Below are 19068 nucleotides of genomic sequence, written 5' to 3' on the forward strand. Positions count from 1 at the left end.
TATCGTTGTAATACCGGATGAGACCGGCAGCCTGTGTTTATGTTGCAGTTAATTAATCAATTAAAATCCAGTTTTTTCATTTGGTCGTGGTGTTCTTTAATTATTGTATTGAGCACGCCCCCAAATACAGCTATTGCGCTTGATGTTAAAATGGCAACAAACAACGCTGGCAGGCTTTTAAATAACAGTACCAGGTAGTTGCCGAATACCAATGATACTGTAGCTAAAAATATCATGGTTAACGCAACACCTAAAACAGTGATCCAGGGAAACTCTGCTTTTGGGGCGGGCAGTTGCCCCAGCACCAGTTCGGCAAGGTTAAAATCAAAAGCCGGCTTTTGCATGACGCTCATTTGTTGGGTAAGCAGGCGATAATTGGCCAGCTTGGCGCTGCAAGTGGCACAGCCTTGTGCATGGGCGGCAATGTCTTCGCCGGCGAATGTGCCCTCCAGGGCGTATTGCTGTAAATCATTGTCTGAAGGATGATAACTACTCATAAATCTCCGCGTTTATAGTTGGTTAGCAGATTTTGTTTTAAAGCCTGACGGGCCCTGAAAAGGTAATTTTTAACAGTGCCTTCGGGTAGGTTGCTGATTTCGCAAATTTCAGCATAGCTCATTTCTTCCTGGTGATAAAGGGATAACAACGTTTTGTATACCGGCGATAGCTTATCCATTTCGGCATTTAAAATAACAGATAATTCCTTTGCTGAAAATAACCGCTCTACCTCATTATCATAATGGCCGGCATCTTTTTGCTGCAGCCGCTCAAGCGTTTGCTGTTGCCCGTCATCCTCATTATCCCGCCCGTCTACCAGCATTACCTTCTTTTTCTCCAGGTAATGCAGGCAGGTATTGTAAGTGATCTGCCCTATCCAGGTTGATAATTTGGACTTAAATTTAAAGCCCGGCAAATTTTTATAAACTTTCAGGTAAACATCCTGAGCAAGGTCTTTTCTATCTGCGGGTACTGGTATCATTTTAAATATCAGTTGAGCCACCAGCCCCTCGGTGTTTTTAATAATATTACCAAAAGCATACCTGTCGCCGCCCAAAGCGCGGGAAACCAGTTGTTGATCTGTATGCTGATATTCGTTTTGGTGGCTCACTTACTGATTAGACCGGGCTATTGCATAAAGGTTGCAATAATTTTTCAGTATCAAGTCGCCGGTAATACGTTCGTTAATGCACTTTTAACTTTGAATTGTTTTTTGTTAGCATTATGGTGAAAACTCCCGTGCCTGGCTTAAATTATAAAGGGGAAATACAAGATCAATCAGCAAAAAGTTTCTTTTAATTGGTTACAAATGACCGGTACCTGCATTTAACAGGGGTATTTGAATAGGTAGCGCTTTTCGCTATTTATTCGGTATCCGTATGAATGTGCTTTCTGAATCCATCGGGAGACAGCCCAGCTTGTTTCTTAAAGAATTTGCAAAAATAGGAGTTGTCTTCAAAATTTAACGCGTACGCGATTTCCGTAATCGTTAAATTGAAATTAATCAGCATCCGTTTAGCTTCGAGCGCAATCCTGTTTCGGATTAAATCTCCCGCAGACTTCCCCAGTACTTCATTGCAAAGCGCATTTAAATGATTAGGAGTAATGAATAAAAGCTCGGCATACTGCTTTGGCAACCGCAGGTTCAGGTAATTTTTTTCAATCAACTTTTCAAAATTTCGCAACAACGTCATGTTATAAGAATCTGCCGGGTGTACCTCATTTCTCACATTCATATTTCCAATCTGTAAAAAAAGTTGCAGAATCCAAACTCTGATCGCATCCGTTTTAAAACGGTGTTGTTTTTCCATTTCTATAACCGCATTTTCGAAGATTTCGGTAATTGATGCTCTTTGTTCTTCCAAAATGTCAATCACTGAATCACCCGCGATACCATTAAGAAAATAGAATTGATCCAGGTAGTCGGATTTTAGTAAGAAAGATTGAAAAAACTGAACAGAGAAATTAATGACATAGCCATCCATATTACCCTCGAAGTCCCAGCCGTGCACCTGACCGGGGGCCATAAAATAGGCCCTGTATGGTATGATCTTGAAATTTTGAAAGTCAATTGAAAAGCTACCGCCACCATGCGTAAATAATATCAGGTGATAAAAATCGTGACGATGCGGAAAATGAAGGTATTTGAGATTTTTTAAATAGACAGCAAAACGACTGACAATAACGTCCTGCTGCCTATCTAAAGAAAACTCGCAGATATCATATACTTTAAACTCACTTTTCATCCTTAAACATAATGTTAGTGGCTCACTGTTTCTTCATTCAATTCATAAACATATCCTAAACTATGCGCGTTGTTATGTGATACGTTCAAATCTTTTACAAGACCAGTTTTCAAATCTATTACCCATCCATGCACTTCCAGATCTGTGCGCTCTTTCCATGCATTTTGTACAACTGTCGTTCTGCATAAATTATAAACCTGTTCTTCAACGTTTAGTTCTACAAGTCGGTATACTTTCTCTGTCTGGTTCTCAATGGCATCCAATTCATGACTGTGTATGCGGTAAACATCTTTGATATGCCTTAACCAATTGTCTATCAGGCCAAACTGTTTTTTACTTAACGCCGCGGTTACACCACCGCACCCGTAGTGGCCGGCAACAATCACATGCTTAACTTTTAAAGTATTTACCGCGTAATCCAGAACACTTAACATGTTCATATCCGAATGTACGATTACATTTGCAATATTACGATGTACAAATACTTCGCCTGCCCGCGTACCTGTAACTTCATTTGCCGGAACGCGGCTGTCTGCACACCCTATCCATAATATCTCGGGACTTTGACCAGCGGCCAGTTTGTTGAAAAAATCAGGTTCTTCCTGTATACGTTTAGTTGCCCAGTCGCTATTGGCTTTGAGCAGAGCTTTGTAACTATCTGTTTGTGCTAATTTTAATTCCATGATCTCTCAATTTTATTTTATCGGTTTTTCCTTTTGTTAAGGAGCATAAAGCACTTTGATTCTTCTTTATGCTCCTGATACCTGCTTAGAATTTATTAAATGGTAAAAACTTGCCATCTAAAATTAGCTTCACGCGGGCACCGTTAGGTGATTCAATCTTTTCGATGTCTATCTTAAAATCAATACCGCTCATCGCACCGTCTCCGAACAGCTCATTAATGGCCGCTTTAATATCCGGGCCATAATTCTGCATCATTTCAATTAACCTGTACAAAGTTGGATCAGTAGGTGTAGCTTGTAATGCACTTCTTAGCGGAATTTCTTGTAACGATGCCACAAGTTCTGGCGTCAGCGATAATATCTCTCCGATTTTTTCGGCGGCTTCCTGATCCAAAGTGGCCTGACCATGCAGGGCGTGTATAGTAAAAATCAAACTACTGCCGATAGCGTCTGCTAAATCCTGAAATTTTATTTTTTTGTTTTTGATGCTTTGAATAATTAATTCAGCTGCTGTTTTTTTGTCCATCTTTTAATTTTTTTTTATTAATCAAAAATACTGGCTGTCAGATTATTGACACGGTGGTAATTAGTGAGATTGCGGTACATTTTACTGATTCATTTACTTTCCATCACTACGGCCTGTTAAGTTACAGGACTTGCTATCATACAGGAATCGTAGAATTTTTACTTCCCGTAATGGATCGGCTTAGATGGCTTAGCGGGTTTAGAAACAAGGGGTAGTAAAAATAAACTGAGAGATCTGAAAATACCTTGATTTGGATTATGGCCCGGAATAATGAGTTATCCTTCTTTTTTGTATTCTGAAATATTTTGGCCTGTTATATTTTTAAAGAACCGGCTAAAGTGTGCCGCATCCTCAAAACCCAATTCGTAGGCAATTTCTTTAGCCGACTTGCCTGTATAAAAAAACAATCTTTTTGCTACTTAGTTCGTTGCCATCGCCCTATAATAAAAAAGGTAATCACTGCATCGCGCTGTGATTACCAAATCCAAAAAGCGGAGACCAAGCCGCCTTTATATAAAAAGTAAACAAGAAAAACTTATCTTTTCAACACTAGGTATTGGTACGGTTGCAGGGTAACCTGGGTATTGAAGGTGGTGTTAATTTTAGTTAAGCCGTTAGTCCAGGTGGTGCCTTGCAACGCGGCCGGAACAGTATAATTGATACTGCTATTTTTCGTATTTACCAGTACCAACACATCATCGGCACCTGTTTTTTTCTCAAAGGCGGCAATGTCATTGTCGTTGTAAGCAGTTAACGCGCCGGTTTTAACGGCCTCGTGAGCCTGGCGAAAGGCGATGATCTTTTTATATTCAGCAACCATATCGGGGTTGGCACTATAATCAACTGGTACATTGTTAAAAAAATTAATCGCGTTAGGATATCCTACTTCCTGGCTGCTGTATACCAACGGTACACCACCCATATAAGCCGCTAAAACAAACGCTGCCAATGCACCCTGCTTGCCTTTATATTCGGTTATGGTGCTGCCGTCAGAAGATGCATTGTCATGGTTGGTGATATACCTTAGCTTAATGCCTGGTGATGGTAGCGAAGCAATTTCTGCCGTATTGGTGCTAAATAAAGCCGAGGGAGTTTGAGTTCCTGCAAATACATTTTTAAGGGTACTATAATAACTAAACGCATAGCTAAGCTGGAAACCGGCTGTTATTTCCGGTCCTTTTGTGCCTTCGGCCAAATAGATCAGCTTATGGGTTTTTATAGTATTTAAGGTATCCAATGCCTGCGCCCAGAAATCGTTAGGCACGTTATCGGCAAAATCGCAACGGTAACCGTCAATATTGGCATTAAAGATCCAGTATTTCATGGCCTTGATCATGGCCGCGCGCATATTGGCATTGTTGTAGTTTAAGGCTGCAACATCGCTGTAATTAGTTCCCGGCGGAATAATGATATTTCCCCCGGCATCCTGCTGGTACCATGATTTATTTTGGATCCAGGCATTGTCCCACGAAGTGTGGTTGGCCACCCAATCCAATATCACCGCCATGCCCAAAGTATGTGCTTTGGCAACATAAGCCCGCAGGTCTTCCAGGGTGCCAAAGTCAGCATTTACAGCCATATAATCTTTTACCGCATAGGGCGATCCTGACGCCTTTAATACACCAACCGGATAGGTAGGCATTAACCAAACTACATTGATGCCAAGCGCTTTGATAGAATCAAGGCGGGCCATCGCGCTGTTAAGCCCTATGGGCGAATAGGTTTTTAAATTCACCTCGTACATCACAATATCCTTGCTGGCAGGAACGCCACTAAACGGGGTACCGTATTGTGCCGGGTCGCCGCTTACCGGTGGAGGGTTGGTTGTGCCTGTATCTGATGGTGCAGGAGTTTTTTTGCCGCAGCCCAGTAATGAGCCTACGAGCATCATAAGTAGTATTAAACTATTCATCTGGGATTTTTTGTTACACAAATTCATACACACGTTTCCTTTTTATTAATAATTTATTTGAATGTTAGTTGATGCATTGCTGATGGTTATGGTTTTAACCGGGCTATTGTCTGGCGCGTTAACGCTTCCTTGCGGGTCGGTATTGGCAGCAGCACCCAAAAAGGCTACACTGCTATCCTGTAGTTTTAAATCAGTGTTGCCGACTTTAACTGATGTTGACTGCTCAAAGCCATGAAGCACCAGCCTGATGTATTTAAAATTGGTTTTAAAACTACCTTCGGCCTTGTCAAAAGTGATGGCTTTTTTATCTGGATCGAAGCTGATGGTCCGTTTGTAAAAGTCACCTTTTTGATAACTAAAGCTTTTGCCATCATCTTCGTAATAAACAAAATGGTTTGCCTTGCTGCCTTTGTAAACATGCACGGCAAGGGTATCTGTAGGCAATTCAGCCGTCGACTGGGTTAATGATTGCATGGGTATAATGCTGCCACCCTTAACATAAACCGGCAGTTTACTTAGCGTTAACGGAACAGTTACCTCCTGCCCACCCTTTTGCTCTACGCCGGTGTAAAAATCATACCAGTTACCTGCGGGGAAATAAACTTTTCCAAATGAGGCGGTACTTTCAAACGGTGCAACCATAAATCCGTTGCCAAACTCATACTGGTTCTGGTAGGCAGCATCCAACACTTTAGGGTCAAAAGTATAGTTGATAGCCAATGAACGCATTACCGGCATCCCGTTTTGGGTTGATTCATAAAATGACGAATATAAATACGGCATAAGCTGGTAACGCAGACTGATATAATTACGGGCTATATCCAGTACGTCTTCACCAAAAGCCCAGGGTTCGGCAGCACGGCTGTTAAGCGCGGTATGATTACGGTAATAAGGGATAAAGGCACCCAGTTCAATCCAACGGGTATACAGCGAAGTGGTTGGGTTACCGGTAAAGCCACCAATGTCCATCCCCGTAAAAGATACCCCACTTAAGCCCAGGCTATTCATTAACCTGATACCTAACAGCATGTGATCTTCTTCGGCACGGTTATCGCCCGTCCAAATGGCCGAGTAGCGTTGCAAACCTGCGTAACCGGAGCGACTCAGGATAAAGGGGCGTTCTTTAAAATGTTCCAAAGCACCTTCATAGCTGGCTCGAATCATCTCCAGGCCATACACGTTATGCGCTTCCAGATGGGTGGTTTGCCTGCCGTCAAAATCAAATAAAACATTGTCGGGCATTTTTTGCCCCCAGGTAGATATCTCATTCATGTCATTCCATATCCCGCTCACGCCTGATTTAGCAAAGAAGTCGACTTGGTTGCGCCACCATGCACGGCCCTTTTCGCTGGTAAAATCGGTAAAATTACACCAGCCCGGCCATACCTGCCCGGTATAAGGTGTACCATCGGGGTATTTGATGTATACATCCTGTTTTAAACCACTTTCATAAGCAGGAGCGCCTTTTTCAACCTTAATGCCTGGGTCAACAATAACCGTTAGTTTAAAATTAAGCTTGTTTAAATCGCTGCTCATCTTTACCGGATCGGGAAAGCGACTCTTGTTCCAGGTAAATAGCTGGTACCTATCCATGTAATGAATATCTAAGGTAATACCATCGGCAGGGATGCGTTTCTCGCGCAGCGTTTGCGCTATACGCATTACCTCGGCGGTGGGGTAATAACTGTAGCGGTTTTGCTGATAACCTAACGACCATTTTGGCGGCAAAGGCATGCGCCCGGTTAACCAGGTATAAGAAGCAATGATATCTGCCATTTTTTTATGGTAGATAAAATAATAGTTCATTTGCCCGCCATGCGCGCCAAATGATGAAAAACGGTTGTTGCTGGCACCAAAGTTAAAATCGCTTTGATAACTGTTATCCATGAAAATACCATAGTTTAAACCGTGGTGAATACCCGCGTAAAATGGAATGGTGGAGTAAAGCGGATCGGCATCCGTTCTGTAACCATATACGTCGGAGTTCCAGTTGATATAGGCATTACCCTTACGGTCAAGATTACCGGTTTTTTCGCCAAGACCCACAAAGTGCTCATCATCCTGCATTTTTTTGTAGGTTGTTACCGATTGATTAACCCATGAAGTGGTCAAGCCCGGTTCGTCCTGGTTGATCACTTTGCCAGCGATTGTGTAAAAGGCGATGCTGAAAGGCTTTTTTTGAATTACAGTCTTAAGCGAATCGGTAGTGATATTTATTTCGCCTTCTGTTTGGGTTATCTGCGCATTTACGGGCATCATTTTACCAACAACAGCGTAAGAAAAATCACCGCCAAGCGGGCTTTTATCTAATTGTACGCGAACAATGGATGGGCTGTAAACTGTTATTTTACCATAAGCGTTGGTAGTTTTAAAAGTAACATCCTGTTTTCCAATAGTAGCAGTTTCAAAATTACCGGGCATTACCACAGGTGATTGTGCCTTAACACGCGGCAAGTTTAAAACACATGCAAGCAAAAATGTGATCTTAATGAATTTCATGAATTAATCTGGGTAATGAGTTTGTTATTGCTGTAAATAATTGCAGGTAAAAAACAGGAGTGCCAACCATGTATGGCACCCTGTAATCAACTAAGCACCTATGTAATTCTCAATAACATAGTCAAATTATTAAAAATGGATATTCATAAGGCGGCGCTTTCGTGCCGCCTTATTTGATTAGTTTTTCTTTAACTTAAAATTGTAGTTGTTAGGATCATGCAGATCTAACGTAATGGTATAATTACCGTTTGACGGCACTGTTAAGTTATTTAATGATCCGTTGTAGGGTAGTGCAGGATTATCAGCATATTGTAGTTTGCCATCTGCGGTTACACCAAAATCAATTGCCCACTGATTATTAGCCCTGAATTTGAATGAACCACTGGCAAGCATATCTGCTGTTACTGTCCAAACTTTTTTGGTGGCATCGTAGGTCATTTGGGTATCCTTATCCCAGCTACCAGGTGTAGCATCGCCAATAATGCCCCAGGTAACCAGGGTATATGACCATTTTAAGGCGGATGGGTTGGCAACCAGTTCATAAACACCCGGACCTGGCAATACCAAATCGCCCTTGGTTCCATCGGTACTTAGTAAACCTGTACCGCCATCGCCATAGTTAATGTGGTCCCAGTCTGGTGCGCTGGTAAACTTAAAGTGATAGCTGCCACCGGCGGGTTCATAAATGTAACCTTCATAAATGTTGGGTACCGATGCCGCAACCGTGCCCGCTGTACCCGGCGACCAGCCCTGATAATCGCCAGGCAGGTATAATACCGGGTAATTATTGCTTGGCGGCAGGATTATTTTATACGGACTTACGGTAAGCGTTATAGCTTTGGTGTAAGCGTTCCTGTCCTGGTAAGCCTGTATCCTGAAAACCATTTTACCTACCTCATTTGGAGTGACACCCAGGGCAAGGGCCAAGGTGTTTAACTCGCTGCCTTTATAGGTTTTGGTTAATACATCATTACCAATTAATACCGATGTGGCATTTTGCCAGGCGTTAGCACCCACGGTGTCGGTTGGCAAATCAGCCTGCAGCGTATAGGTTACATGCGATTTGTACGGATACACCACCGCCGGCCAGGTAAATGTGATCACCGATTGATCATCTGTAGCCGGTGTAAGCGTAGCCGTTGTGGTTGACGCGGTTACAGTACCCGTAAAAGCAACAGGCTTTAGCGTGGTAAGCTCGGCCTGCTTATGGCAGGCAACGGCCATAAAGGCCATTGCTACTAATGTTAAATTGATTATTTTTTTCATAACTCAATAATTAATAACCTGTGTTTTGTTTCAAACTGGTGTTTGCGTTAAGCGCGGCAGTTGGGATAGGAAATAATTTCCTATAGGCAGGTGTTGTTTGTACAAAACCATGTGCCAGTAAAAACTTATCAAACCTGATCATATCCTGCCTGCGGTGGCCTTCCATGTTCAATTCAAATCCTCTTTCATCGTAAATATTATCGAGGGTGGGCGAGCCGATATCGCTAAGGCCGGCTCTTTCCCTAACCTGGTTAAGGAAGGGGGCGGCTGCAGCCGCGTTTCCTAACCGAAGGTTACACTCGGCCTGCATTAGCAATACATCCGCGTACCTGTACACCGGGAAATCATTTGATTCGCCGCTGCCGTCTGATGGTTTTACCGGGAAGAATTTAACGTCCCTGATACCTTCATTAGGCCCTGCCCCCGGATCAATTAATGATGATACCTCTTTGGTATAAGTAGTACCACCGGCCTGTGCGCCAACCAGGAATTGTTTCTTCCTTATATCGGTATTATCAAACTTATCGTAATACTCTGATGGGATGATGGTACCATTCCAGCCGGCAAAACCAATCAGCGCGGTACCATTCGGACTATTTAAACTCCTGATGGCGTAGATATTACCGCTGATCACATTTTGCGTAATAAACAAAGCGAAAATGGTTTCATCGTTAGGGCATACATCGCCAAAAAGGTCATAGTAAGTATTGCCCAGCGCGCTGCCTGTACTTGCGCTTGCCGGGTGTAAGGTAAAACCGCCGGATGCTACTTTGTTACAAGCTGCAAGCGCATCTGCCCAATGGGCGGTACCGGTATACACTTCGGCATTTAAGTAAACTTTGGCCAATACCGTGTATCCGGCCCATTTATTAAACCTGCCATAGTAAGCGCCGCCTCTTGTTTCAGATAAAAGGTCTACATTGGCTTTAAGCTCACTTACTATAAAATTGTAAATGGTGGCTCTTTTTTCCTGCGGAATCTTGGAGATATCGGTGTTGTTATCTGTGTAAAAAGGCACATCACCAAAATCATCTATCAGCAGATAATAAAGCCAGGCGCGGGTAACTTTAGCCTCAGCTATTTTTGCCGGATCTGCTTTTGCCGCGGTAAGCTCAGATATTGCTAAGTTGGCGGTGTAAATGGTGGAGTAGGCCCAGTTCCAGGTATTGTTAATGATACCAAGACTTGGCAATGCGGTGCGGGTATATAACTGTGCAAAATCAAGCTGCCAGTCGCCGGTATTACGGTGAGGTATTACCTGCTCATCAGATGAGAAGCAGTTAAGGTCATACCAGCAGTTATCCCTGCCGGCATAATTAGAACCCCATGAGCCGGTAACTTTTGCATATACGCTTGCCAACGCCACATCTGCACCAGCCGGTGTTGAGTAAAATTGGTTAGCAGCATATTTGTCATATACGTTTTCATTAACCTTGGTGCAGCTTTGAGCAGCAAGGCCAATAATAAAAATACTGAATAATATTTTTTTCATGATCTGATTATTTTAAAACAACGTTTAAGCCTATTGAAAAGGTCCTGGTACGGGGGTAAGTTCCGTAGTCGGCACCTGATGAGCTTCCGCCGCTTGTATCCAACTCGGGGTCAATACCTTTGTATTTGGTAATGATGGCCAGATTTTGGCCGGTTAAGGATAAACGCAGCGCGCTGATGTATTTAACTTTGGTGAGGTTAAACCTGTATCCTAAAGAGAGGTTTTCCCATCTTAAGTATGATCCGCTCTCCAACCAAAGGTCAGATCCGTATTGGGATGATTGTATGCCCAGTGGCACGGCGCTTGAAAGCACATTTGATTTCCCCAGGTTTTCTAATAAACTTAGCTCCTGGCGCAGGCCATTGTAAATTTTATTACCGCCAGATCCGCGCCAAACCATCGATGCATCAAAGTTTTTGTAGGTAAAGCTTGAGGTAAAAGCATAAGTGTATTTTGGTAATGCCTGGCCTTCTTCAATCCTGTCTTTACTTTGTGATCCCTGGTCAATAGTGCCGTTTTTATCCTGGTCAACAACGGTTTCGGCGCTGTTGGCATCTTTGCCCAGGTGTTTTAAAATAAGGAAGGTACCTACCGGTTTGCCTACAACAAGGTACGCGTTACCGCCGCCGCCCCATCCAACATAATTGGTTGGTATATCATAGCCTTCAATTTTGCCGCCAAGTTTGGTAACCTTGCTTTGCATTAGTGAGCCATTAGCTGCAAGTGTTAAAGTGGTGTTTTGATTTTTAATAACCATGTAGCTTAAAGAAAGCTCCAGACCGCGCGAGCGTAAAGTACCCACGTTGGCCAGTATATTGGTGGTTAAAAACGGACCTTCAAGTGGTACGGTGTAGTTAAACAACAGGTTTTCTGTATTGGCGTTGTACACATCAACAGTACCGTTAAAACGGGTATCATGTGATGAAAAATCTAAACCGATATCTGTTTGCTTTCGTGTTTCCCACCTTAAGTTTGGATTTGAATTTTGGGTAGCAGCGTAATTTGGTATGGTTGAACCGCCAAAGAATACAGAGCCAGCCTGGCCAACCAAAGCGATAGAGTTTTGAGGCCCTATCCCCTGCTGGTTACCGGTAACACCGTAGCCTACACGTAATTTTAAGCTGCTTAAAACGTTTTGATCCTTCATGAAACCTTCCTGGTCAATGCGCCATGCTATTGCTGCAGATGGAAAATTTGCCCATTTGTTGTTAGCCCCAAATACAGTTGAACCATCGCGCCTGAAACTGGCGGTTAACAGGTATTTATTATCGTAGGAGTAGTGGATCTGGCCGATGTAGGATACCAGCCTCCTGTCGTTTTTGTAGGACGAAATATCGCCCTGCAAAACTTTTGAAATATCACCCAGTTGTAAAGCATTGTAGCTGGCTAGGTCATTGATAAAGCCCCTGCCCTGCGCAAAGCTGCCATTATAGGTTTGTGCCTGCCACTCATAAATAGCCAACGCGTCGAAATGACTTAAACCAAATTCATGTTTGTAGTTTAAGCTGATATCCATAAGTTTTTCATCAACGTGACTATTGCTGATATTGCCGATACCTTTGTTATCAATTGCCGTTGCAATGGTTGACGCCGCCGGTGCGTAATAGCCGGTGTTGGTATCAGATTTGCGCCAGCTGCCAAACCATCCCGCCGATAAACCTTTGTAAATATCCAGGTCGGCCCTTAAGCTGCCAAACAGGTTATTAGTGTTCACATTGTTTTTAACAGTTTGTGAAACGGCATAAGGATTAATGTATTGAAATACGTTGGGGTCGGCATAGTACGATCCATTGGTATTAAATACCGGATCCGTTGGCCTTGATACATAGGTATTGCTGATGAGGTTTGAATTGAATGCCGCACGACCAATACCTATTGGACTATAAACAGCGTCATTAATGCCGCTATTTACATTCATGGTAAGGGTAAGCTTATCATCCAAAGCCTTTTGGGTTGCCGTTATCCTGCCTATATATTTTTTATAGTTTGAGTTGATAACAATACCTGTTTGGTTAATAGCACTTACAGAGGCACGGTAATTAAAACCATTGGCGCCACCGCCAAAAGCCAGGGAATGGTTTTGTGTAACCCCGTTCCTGGTAAGTAAGTTAAACCAATCGGTGTTTGAGCCATGATTGGCCGATACGTCAACACCCTGCTTTTCGGCTTGTGCTGTCCACTCGGCGGCATTTAATTCAGAGAGTTTTTTGGCGATCACATCCATCGAGGTGTTATCCGTGTACTCTACACTGCTTTTGCCTGAGCTTCCTTTTTTGGTGGTAATAACAATTACACCCGGTGCACCACGTGAACCGTAAATGGCTGTCGCCGATGCATCTTTCAATATATCCACTGCAGCAATTTCACTTGGCGGCACCTGGTTTAACAGGTCCATATTACCCTGTATACCATCAACTACCACCAGTGGATCGTTACCGCCCTGTAATGACGTTATGCCACGGATACGCACGGTCGGTGCAACACCAGGCTCGCTGCCTATCTGCGTAACGCTTACACCTGCAGCTTTACCTGTAAGTTGCTGTAAAGGATTGGTTACAGATCCCGGATTAAGATCTTTACTGCCGATGTTTGATACAGAACCTGTAAGATCGGATTTCCTGACCGTTCCGTAGCCCACTACAACCACCTCTGTTAATGATTTCGAATTAGGAATTAACTTAATAACAGGGTTTTCATTGGCCTTCATCACGCGTTCCAGCAGGTCGTATCCCACAAATGAGATTTGAACGGTTACTGTGACCTGGCTGCCCGACAGGGTAAAGGAACCGTTTATATCGGTAACGGTAGCCTCATCTGTTCCTTTAACATGAACAGTAGCGCCTGGTAACGGCTGATTAAGCTCATCAACCACCTTACCTTTGAAAGTGCTTTTTTGAGCAAATACAGCTATTGCAGAAATTAAAAGCAGCACGGTCAGGCCGTACTTGAATAAGTAAACTTTTTTCATTTAATTATTGGTTTTAAATTGGTTTGTTAGCACTTGCCTTGGTTGGCAAATCAGGATCAAATAAAAGGAGGCAATTTTGGCAAAACAATAGCGCGATAGTTCAATATAGAAAATACAAAAGAAATACCCTTTATATATAATTGATTATCAGACATTTAATTACAAACCAATATAGAGCCAATATAGATTTAAAAAGAGTCGATATTGGGCTAAAACAAGGCACGGGCGCACTTTACCAACTTTGTGATCACATGTAAATATGCTTTGGGCGCTGAAGTATGGAAAATGTTGTACAATATAAAATAGGTCGCCGGAGCAATCGGCTCTCTATGCTGGCAAATACTCACCAGCCTATCCCCACTTTGCAGGTGTAATATCTCATTCCAGCTTCGCTGTAAAGAAGGATTGAAAAGTTTTTAGTTTTGATTAGCTATAGTTGAAACATCTCTTTTCAACTAAGTTAAAGAGTGGATAAGCGAAGCGTAGAACGGGCGAGCCTTTATCTTGGTTAGTCTGCGTTATTTCCTACCCAAATTACACCGCCTCTATCGCCATAATATGATCTTCAAATTCATCATTGGCGATGAACGATTTGTTTTTGATGCGATTTTTGTAGGAGTAAATGGTATTCACCGAGTAGCCCAGCAGCTTGGCTATTCTGTCGGTATCGTGGATGCCCATCCTGATGAGGGCAAAAATACGGTGCTCGGTACTGAGCAACTGTCCCTCGGCCACTGCAATTTTTTCGCCTGTATGAAACAGGACATCAAACCGGCTAATAAAATCAGGGAAAAGCGAAATGAAAACTTTATCGAAAGTATGAAACAATTGGTGGCGCTCGTTTTCCAGATTCAGGCTTTTAATGGCAGCCTGCGCGTCTTCATAACGTTTGCTGCTTAGCTTTTTATCCAGCGATTTCTGGAAGCTTTCAAGTTTATCAATATAAATGGAGTTGATGTTGAAGTAATAGCCTATGTATTCGTTCTTGATCTTGTTGGCGGTACTTAAATTGCGATTCAGAGCCTCCAGCGCTACATTGCTTTCCTGCAAGGATACATTGGCTTCCTTGATCAGATCATCGGCAATGCGTAATTTTTTGAGCTGACGAAAAATGATCACCGCAAATACCACCACAAAAAGCACCAGTACGGTAATGATGGACGAGTATATAAACAACGACCGTTTTTGCTGCTCTACCGTACTAATGCGCTGCGCCTCAATAATGGGCAAAATACTACTAATGGCTACCTGCCTGTGCCTGGCCCCGTAAAAGGTTGCATCGTCCATGGCCTGCTTAATGTAGATGAAAGCATTGTTGAGATCGCCCTTTTTGTACAGGAAATCGGCGAGTTTATATATGGCTACGGTTTCTTTAGTGGCCGATTGAATATCAGCAATAGCTGCCTGGATGAGTAATTGGGTTGATTGATCCTGCTTGCCCTGCACCTCGCAGATATAGCTGAGCGAGCACGCGCTGACAGCAAATTGGTTAGGTGTTAAATTTTTAAGCTGCAATAAGGCGTTGTAGTACTTTACGCCAGCATCATTGTTGGATGTTCGCAGCGCCTGCAATCCTTTTAAAGCCAAATAATTGTAAGTGTCCGGAACAGCGTATGAAAGCGCCGAATCAATACAGGCGATTCCTTTTGGATTGTAGGTTGCAGAGTAATCAACGTTCCGGTCAAAATCCGACAGATCGAAATAGCTTCGGGCCATAAGAAAATAGCATTCCACCTTGTCATTTGCAGAAAGGTATTGCAGGTTGATATTGTTAAGCGTTTCCAGAGTTTCTTTAAACATGCCCGATGAAATGAGCGTAAAACCCAGTTCCATTTTAGCAGAGGCCATTCGGCCCGGATCGTTAAGCAGGGCGGCGGTTGCCTGGAGTTTTTTAGCGTAGTTATAGGCCGAATCGTAGCTGAAGTTTTTGTATTCGTTATACAACTGCTGGTAAATATTATACTTTTTATTGATGTTGCCGGCCTGGCCTACCTGTTTTTTAAGTTCATCAATGCGGTCCGTTTTTTGCTTTACATACCGGTCTTTATCAGCCAGTACGGTATTGAGTTTATTTAACAACGAATCGGTAGCCGCCGTTTGCGCATACCCATCCAGGTTTATCAACAGTAGCCATGAAAATAAAAGATATAACCTGAGCCTCATTTAAGTTTAAGGGAATAATTGGACACGTAGGTCCAAAGATATATAAACATATCAAAATATGGTGTAAACCAACCAAGGTTAAAACTCGCCCGCCGGTTCCAGTTTATCGGAGCGGGGCCCTTCCCTTCACCCCTATTTCGTCGGGCCTGAAAGAAGGGTTAAGAGGGGGAGATTACAACCATTGAAGTTGTATTGCTGAAAGCAACCTGACATTAATTGAGGTAGTTATACGAGACTATAGAAGCCAAAAGAAAAAGAATATAACCCCGGCTATAGCGCATGTTGAGGCTAAAGGAGCGGTCATCTTTCAAATCCACGAGGTGTTTGAAAATCACATCGGAATACAATGGTTCGCCAGATGGCGCCAGGCCCATCACTTTATATTCACCACAATTGACTTTGAAGTCAAGATAGTAGGTAAAGGCATAATGTAGCAAGCCTATAGAATGCGGAAAATTAATCTCCTTTACCTGTCCGATCCGGTTGTTGGTGCCGATAGCTACCGAAGTGCCAGAGGCAGGCTAAAATAAAATGTGGAACCTTTGCCGGGCTCGCTTTCCGCCCAGATCTTGCCCTGGTGCCGTTCGATGATTTCCGCGCTCAAGTATAAACCTATTCCAAAACCTGAGATATTATTATTGTTGTTAACCCTGTAATAACGTTCAAAAAGCCGGGGCATGTCCCGTTTATCAATGCCCATACCTTCATCGCTTACGCTTACCCGGAAAAAACCATCCACCTGTACGCCGGCAATCTGAATAGAGGTACCATTCCTGGAATATTTAACAGCATTACTGATAAAGTTATTGATCACCTGCCCGATTTTATCACGGTCGGCATTAACCATCGTTGATTCCACCGGGTAAAATATAAATTCATGACCTATATAAAGAGGCTTCGTTTCTTCGGCCATTTCTTTAATTAAATCCGCCATATCAAACTGTTGCTTTTCGATATAGATCTTGCCTGATTCTAGCCTGGATACATTTAAAAAGCCATTGATCATAGTCGTCATTCGCTTAACCTGTTTTAAAGACTGTTCCAGTGCGCCGTTGGCAAGGCTATCTTCTGCCTTTTTGGCCTTGAGCTGCAGCATCTGAAGATAACCGTTAAGTGAAGTAAGCGGTGTTTTTAACTCGTGGCTAACCATCCCAATGAAATCACTTTTGCGCTGATCTTCTTCTTTAATGCGCTGAATATCTATAGTTGAGCCAACCCACATCGTAATCTCGCCATTTTCGTTCAATATCGGTGAAGCGATATTCAGGTGCCAGCGGTAATTTCCGTTCATATCTTTGAAGCGCATTTCGCTTTCCAGCGCCACACCTTTAGCGGCGGCCTCACCCAGCTGTGCCTGAAAACCTGGTATCTCGTCAGGGTGCATCATTGCTTGATACCCAAAATCGCGCAGGTCCTCGAAACTCATACCGGCATAGTCAAGCCATTGTTTATTAAAAAAGGTAACTTCTCCACTGGGAAGCGCGTTGCTGATCTTGGCAGGCACTAAGTCGGCCAGGTAACGAAAATGTTTTTCGCTTGCTTCAATCTTTTGCGCCGCCAGCTGTTGTTCTGTAATATCCATGACCACTCCCGTAAACGCGGAAAAGGTTCCGGACAGATCAACTTTAAGGTTACCGACGGCGCGAAGCCATCGCAGCCGATTGTCATGTAGACCTACCACGGGGTAGGTAACATCATAGTCGCCATTATTATAGATTGCATTCTCCAATTTTGAGGCGACAACACTGCGGTATTCATCGGTGATTTGCGCCAAGGCCTGTTCTATAGTAAGGTTTTCATCCGGATAATAACCAAACAGTTCTTTAAGCCGGGCATCGGTGACGAACTGCCGCGTTTCGGAATGGATAAACCAGGTGCCGAAATTCGCTGCGTCGAGCGCTAAGCGCAGCGCCACCTGGCTTTCTTCGAACTTTTGCCTGGCTTCCTGTAACTGCTCGTTCACCAGCGCCAATTCATTGTTAGTGGCAGTTAGCTCTTCGTTGGAAGCAGCTTGTTCTTCATTAACCGCTACTATTTCTTCGTTAATGGCTTGTAACTCTTCGGAGGCCTGTCCAAGCATTTCTTCTGATCGCTTACGTTCCGTAACATCCCGCGTTGTCCCGGCTACGGCTTCTACCTCGCCCTGCGCATTAAGTACCGGGGTTAATATATAATCGTAAACACGGCGGCCAAGTACCGCGTGAGGGAACGACACCTCACCACGAACAGATTTTTTGGTAGCCCGGACCTGGTCTATTTCCCGTTCGTGCATTTGGGCATGCCAGGGCTCATAACCATTTTCCAGCAGGCTTTTACCAATTGAGTTTTCCCAGGATTTACCCCACATATCTAATAAAGCACTATTCGCATAAGTAAAGCGGTAATCCAAACCGAATACATACATAAGGTCAGGTGTATTGGAAGTAATAGTCTCAAAGGTCCTTCTTTGTTGTTCAGACCGCTCCCGTGTTACCGCTAATGCCTCCTCCGCCTTTTTGCGCTCCGTGATGTCGCTGGCTACACCAAACCATTCGATGATCTCACCTTTTTTGTCAAGGATGGGTACGGCACGCGAAAAAGTCCAACCTGGTGTGCCGTCTGCCCTAATAACCCGGTGTTCCAGTTCGAATATTTTTTTGCCTGCTATTGAAGCGTTAATAGCAGCGTTGACCATGCCCAGATCGTCCGGGTAGATATTCCGGGATTTCCAATCCGTTACCGGCTCATGGGCGTCTTTTAGAAAGCCTCTACCATCCAACTCATGCATCACGGCCCAATCCGGGCTTAGGGTGTAAATGACATCGGAAGTTGCGGTAACCAATGCCCGCAGGCGCTCTTCACTAGCGGCAACGGCCTGTTCTCTTTGTTTATTTTTATCTGATGGTTCGGGCATAATCTAGTTCAAAATGGAAAATAAATTTAAGAACGGAAAAAAACAACAATTTGTTTTGAGCGGCCAGAAATGGAACTGACGTTAAATTATAGCAAAAAATTAAATTTATTTAGAAATCAGATTTGTGATTAAAATAATTAATTAAACCAGATTAATAGAGAAGCAACTAAAACTGCCCTTTAAATCGGGCTGTTGTAACTAAATCATGTGTTCCGGAAACAATAATCACCGGGATGTATCGGCTTTTAACGTTTTTATTTACCTCACTGAAAATCAACCATCCATACATACCAACCAGTTTAACATCAATAAGAATGAGATGAGGTTTAAAATTATTTATGATTAGTATTTCTTTGTCCGTAGATATAATGCCTTTATTATTACATAGTTTAATACGATGCCGGCTATTAGCAGCCTTGTTAC

General features: G+C 43.2%; 14 protein-coding genes. All 14 read right to left on the reverse strand.

Annotated features, from left to right (window positions below):
* Positions 1-56: 56 nt before the first annotated feature.
* Positions 57-497, reverse strand: a complete 441-nt coding sequence (locus AC1D0K_RS02545) for a hypothetical protein (protein WP_477393051.1) — start codon at positions 495-497, stop codon at positions 57-59.
* Positions 494-1108: an RNA polymerase sigma factor gene (locus tag AC1D0K_RS02550; protein WP_477393053.1), complete on the reverse strand. Its 615-nt coding sequence runs from the start codon at positions 1106-1108 to the stop codon at positions 494-496. The genes AC1D0K_RS02545 and AC1D0K_RS02550 overlap by 4 nt, the downstream gene beginning before the upstream one ends.
* Positions 1109-1361: 253 nt before the next feature.
* Positions 1362-2243, reverse strand: a complete 882-nt coding sequence (locus tag AC1D0K_RS02555) for an AraC family transcriptional regulator (protein WP_477462990.1) — start codon at positions 2241-2243, stop codon at positions 1362-1364.
* Positions 2244-2257: 14 nt separating this feature from the next.
* The gene (locus tag AC1D0K_RS02560; protein ID WP_477393058.1) at positions 2258-2926 is read right to left on the reverse strand and encodes a carbonic anhydrase; all 669 of its coding nucleotides are present in this window, start codon (positions 2924-2926) and stop codon (positions 2258-2260) included.
* An 85-nt stretch (positions 2927-3011) separates the two neighbouring features.
* Positions 3012-3452 carry a cyanase gene (cynS, locus tag AC1D0K_RS02565; RefSeq protein ID WP_477393060.1) on the reverse strand — a complete coding sequence of 147 codons (441 nt, stop codon included), beginning with the start codon at positions 3450-3452 and terminating at the stop codon, positions 3012-3014.
* Positions 3453-3727: 275 nt separating this feature from the next.
* Positions 3728-3859: a helix-turn-helix domain-containing protein gene (locus AC1D0K_RS02570; protein ID WP_477393062.1), complete on the reverse strand. Its 132-nt coding sequence runs from the start codon at positions 3857-3859 to the stop codon at positions 3728-3730.
* A gap of 128 nt (positions 3860-3987) precedes the next feature.
* Positions 3988-5364 carry an alpha-amylase family glycosyl hydrolase gene (locus AC1D0K_RS02575; protein ID WP_477393064.1) on the reverse strand — a complete coding sequence of 459 codons (1377 nt, stop codon included), beginning with the start codon at positions 5362-5364 and terminating at the stop codon, positions 3988-3990.
* A gap of 45 nt (positions 5365-5409) precedes the next feature.
* On the reverse strand, positions 5410-7863 hold the full coding sequence (locus AC1D0K_RS02580) for a glycoside hydrolase family 31 protein (RefSeq protein ID WP_477393066.1): 2454 nt from the start codon (positions 7861-7863) through the stop codon (positions 5410-5412).
* 177 nt (positions 7864-8040) lie between these two features.
* Positions 8041-9129 (reverse strand): SusE domain-containing protein, encoded by a 1089-nt coding sequence (locus tag AC1D0K_RS02585; protein ID WP_295720114.1) that lies wholly within the window; start codon positions 9127-9129, stop codon positions 8041-8043.
* A gap of 10 nt (positions 9130-9139) precedes the next feature.
* Entirely contained in the window at positions 9140-10621 is a 1482-nt protein-coding gene (locus tag AC1D0K_RS02590) for a RagB/SusD family nutrient uptake outer membrane protein (RefSeq protein ID WP_477393069.1), read from the reverse strand.
* Between the two features lie 7 nt (positions 10622-10628).
* Positions 10629-13589 (reverse strand): SusC/RagA family TonB-linked outer membrane protein, encoded by a 2961-nt coding sequence (locus tag AC1D0K_RS02595; RefSeq protein WP_477393071.1) that lies wholly within the window; start codon positions 13587-13589, stop codon positions 10629-10631.
* A gap of 534 nt (positions 13590-14123) precedes the next feature.
* Complete coding sequence (locus AC1D0K_RS02600) at positions 14124-15752, reverse strand: DUF6377 domain-containing protein (RefSeq protein WP_477393073.1); 1629 nt, start codon at positions 15750-15752, stop codon at positions 14124-14126.
* Between the two features lie 212 nt (positions 15753-15964).
* Entirely contained in the window at positions 15965-16249 is a 285-nt protein-coding gene (locus AC1D0K_RS02605; protein WP_477393081.1) for a carbamoyltransferase N-terminal domain-containing protein, read from the reverse strand.
* Positions 16250-16251: 2 nt separating this feature from the next.
* Positions 16252-18645 carry a PAS domain S-box protein gene (locus AC1D0K_RS02610; RefSeq protein WP_477393075.1) on the reverse strand — a complete coding sequence of 798 codons (2394 nt, stop codon included), beginning with the start codon at positions 18643-18645 and terminating at the stop codon, positions 16252-16254.
* Positions 18646-19068 lie beyond the last annotated feature (423 nt).

Source organism: Mucilaginibacter sp. P1_A3 (assembly GCF_056406855.1).

Bases quoted from the DNA above. Each gene is read 5' to 3' on its own strand.
- AC1D0K_RS02600 (WP_477393073.1), bottom strand. From the start codon at position 15,752: ATGAGGCTCAGGTTATATCTTTTATTTTCATGGCTACTGTTGATAAAC.
- AC1D0K_RS02555 (WP_477462990.1), bottom strand. From the start codon at position 2,243: ATGAAAAGTGAGTTTAAAGTATATGATATCTGCGAGTTTTCTTTAGAT.
- cynS (WP_477393060.1), bottom strand. From the start codon at position 3,452: ATGGACAAAAAAACAGCAGCTGAATTAATTATTCAAAGCATCAAAAAC.
- AC1D0K_RS02590 (WP_477393069.1), bottom strand. From the start codon at position 10,621: ATGAAAAAAATATTATTCAGTATTTTTATTATTGGCCTTGCTGCTCAA.
- AC1D0K_RS02595 (WP_477393071.1), bottom strand. From the start codon at position 13,589: ATGAAAAAAGTTTACTTATTCAAGTACGGCCTGACCGTGCTGCTTTTA.
- AC1D0K_RS02610 (WP_477393075.1), bottom strand. From the start codon at position 18,645: ATGCCCGAACCATCAGATAAAAATAAACAAAGAGAACAGGCCGTTGCC.
- AC1D0K_RS02545 (WP_477393051.1), bottom strand. From the start codon at position 497: ATGAGTAGTTATCATCCTTCAGACAATGATTTACAGCAATACGCCCTG.
- AC1D0K_RS02575 (WP_477393064.1), bottom strand. From the start codon at position 5,364: ATGAATAGTTTAATACTACTTATGATGCTCGTAGGCTCATTACTGGGC.
- AC1D0K_RS02580 (WP_477393066.1), bottom strand. From the start codon at position 7,863: ATGAAATTCATTAAGATCACATTTTTGCTTGCATGTGTTTTAAACTTG.
- AC1D0K_RS02560 (WP_477393058.1), bottom strand. From the start codon at position 2,926: ATGGAATTAAAATTAGCACAAACAGATAGTTACAAAGCTCTGCTCAAA.
- AC1D0K_RS02585 (WP_295720114.1), bottom strand. From the start codon at position 9,129: ATGAAAAAAATAATCAATTTAACATTAGTAGCAATGGCCTTTATGGCC.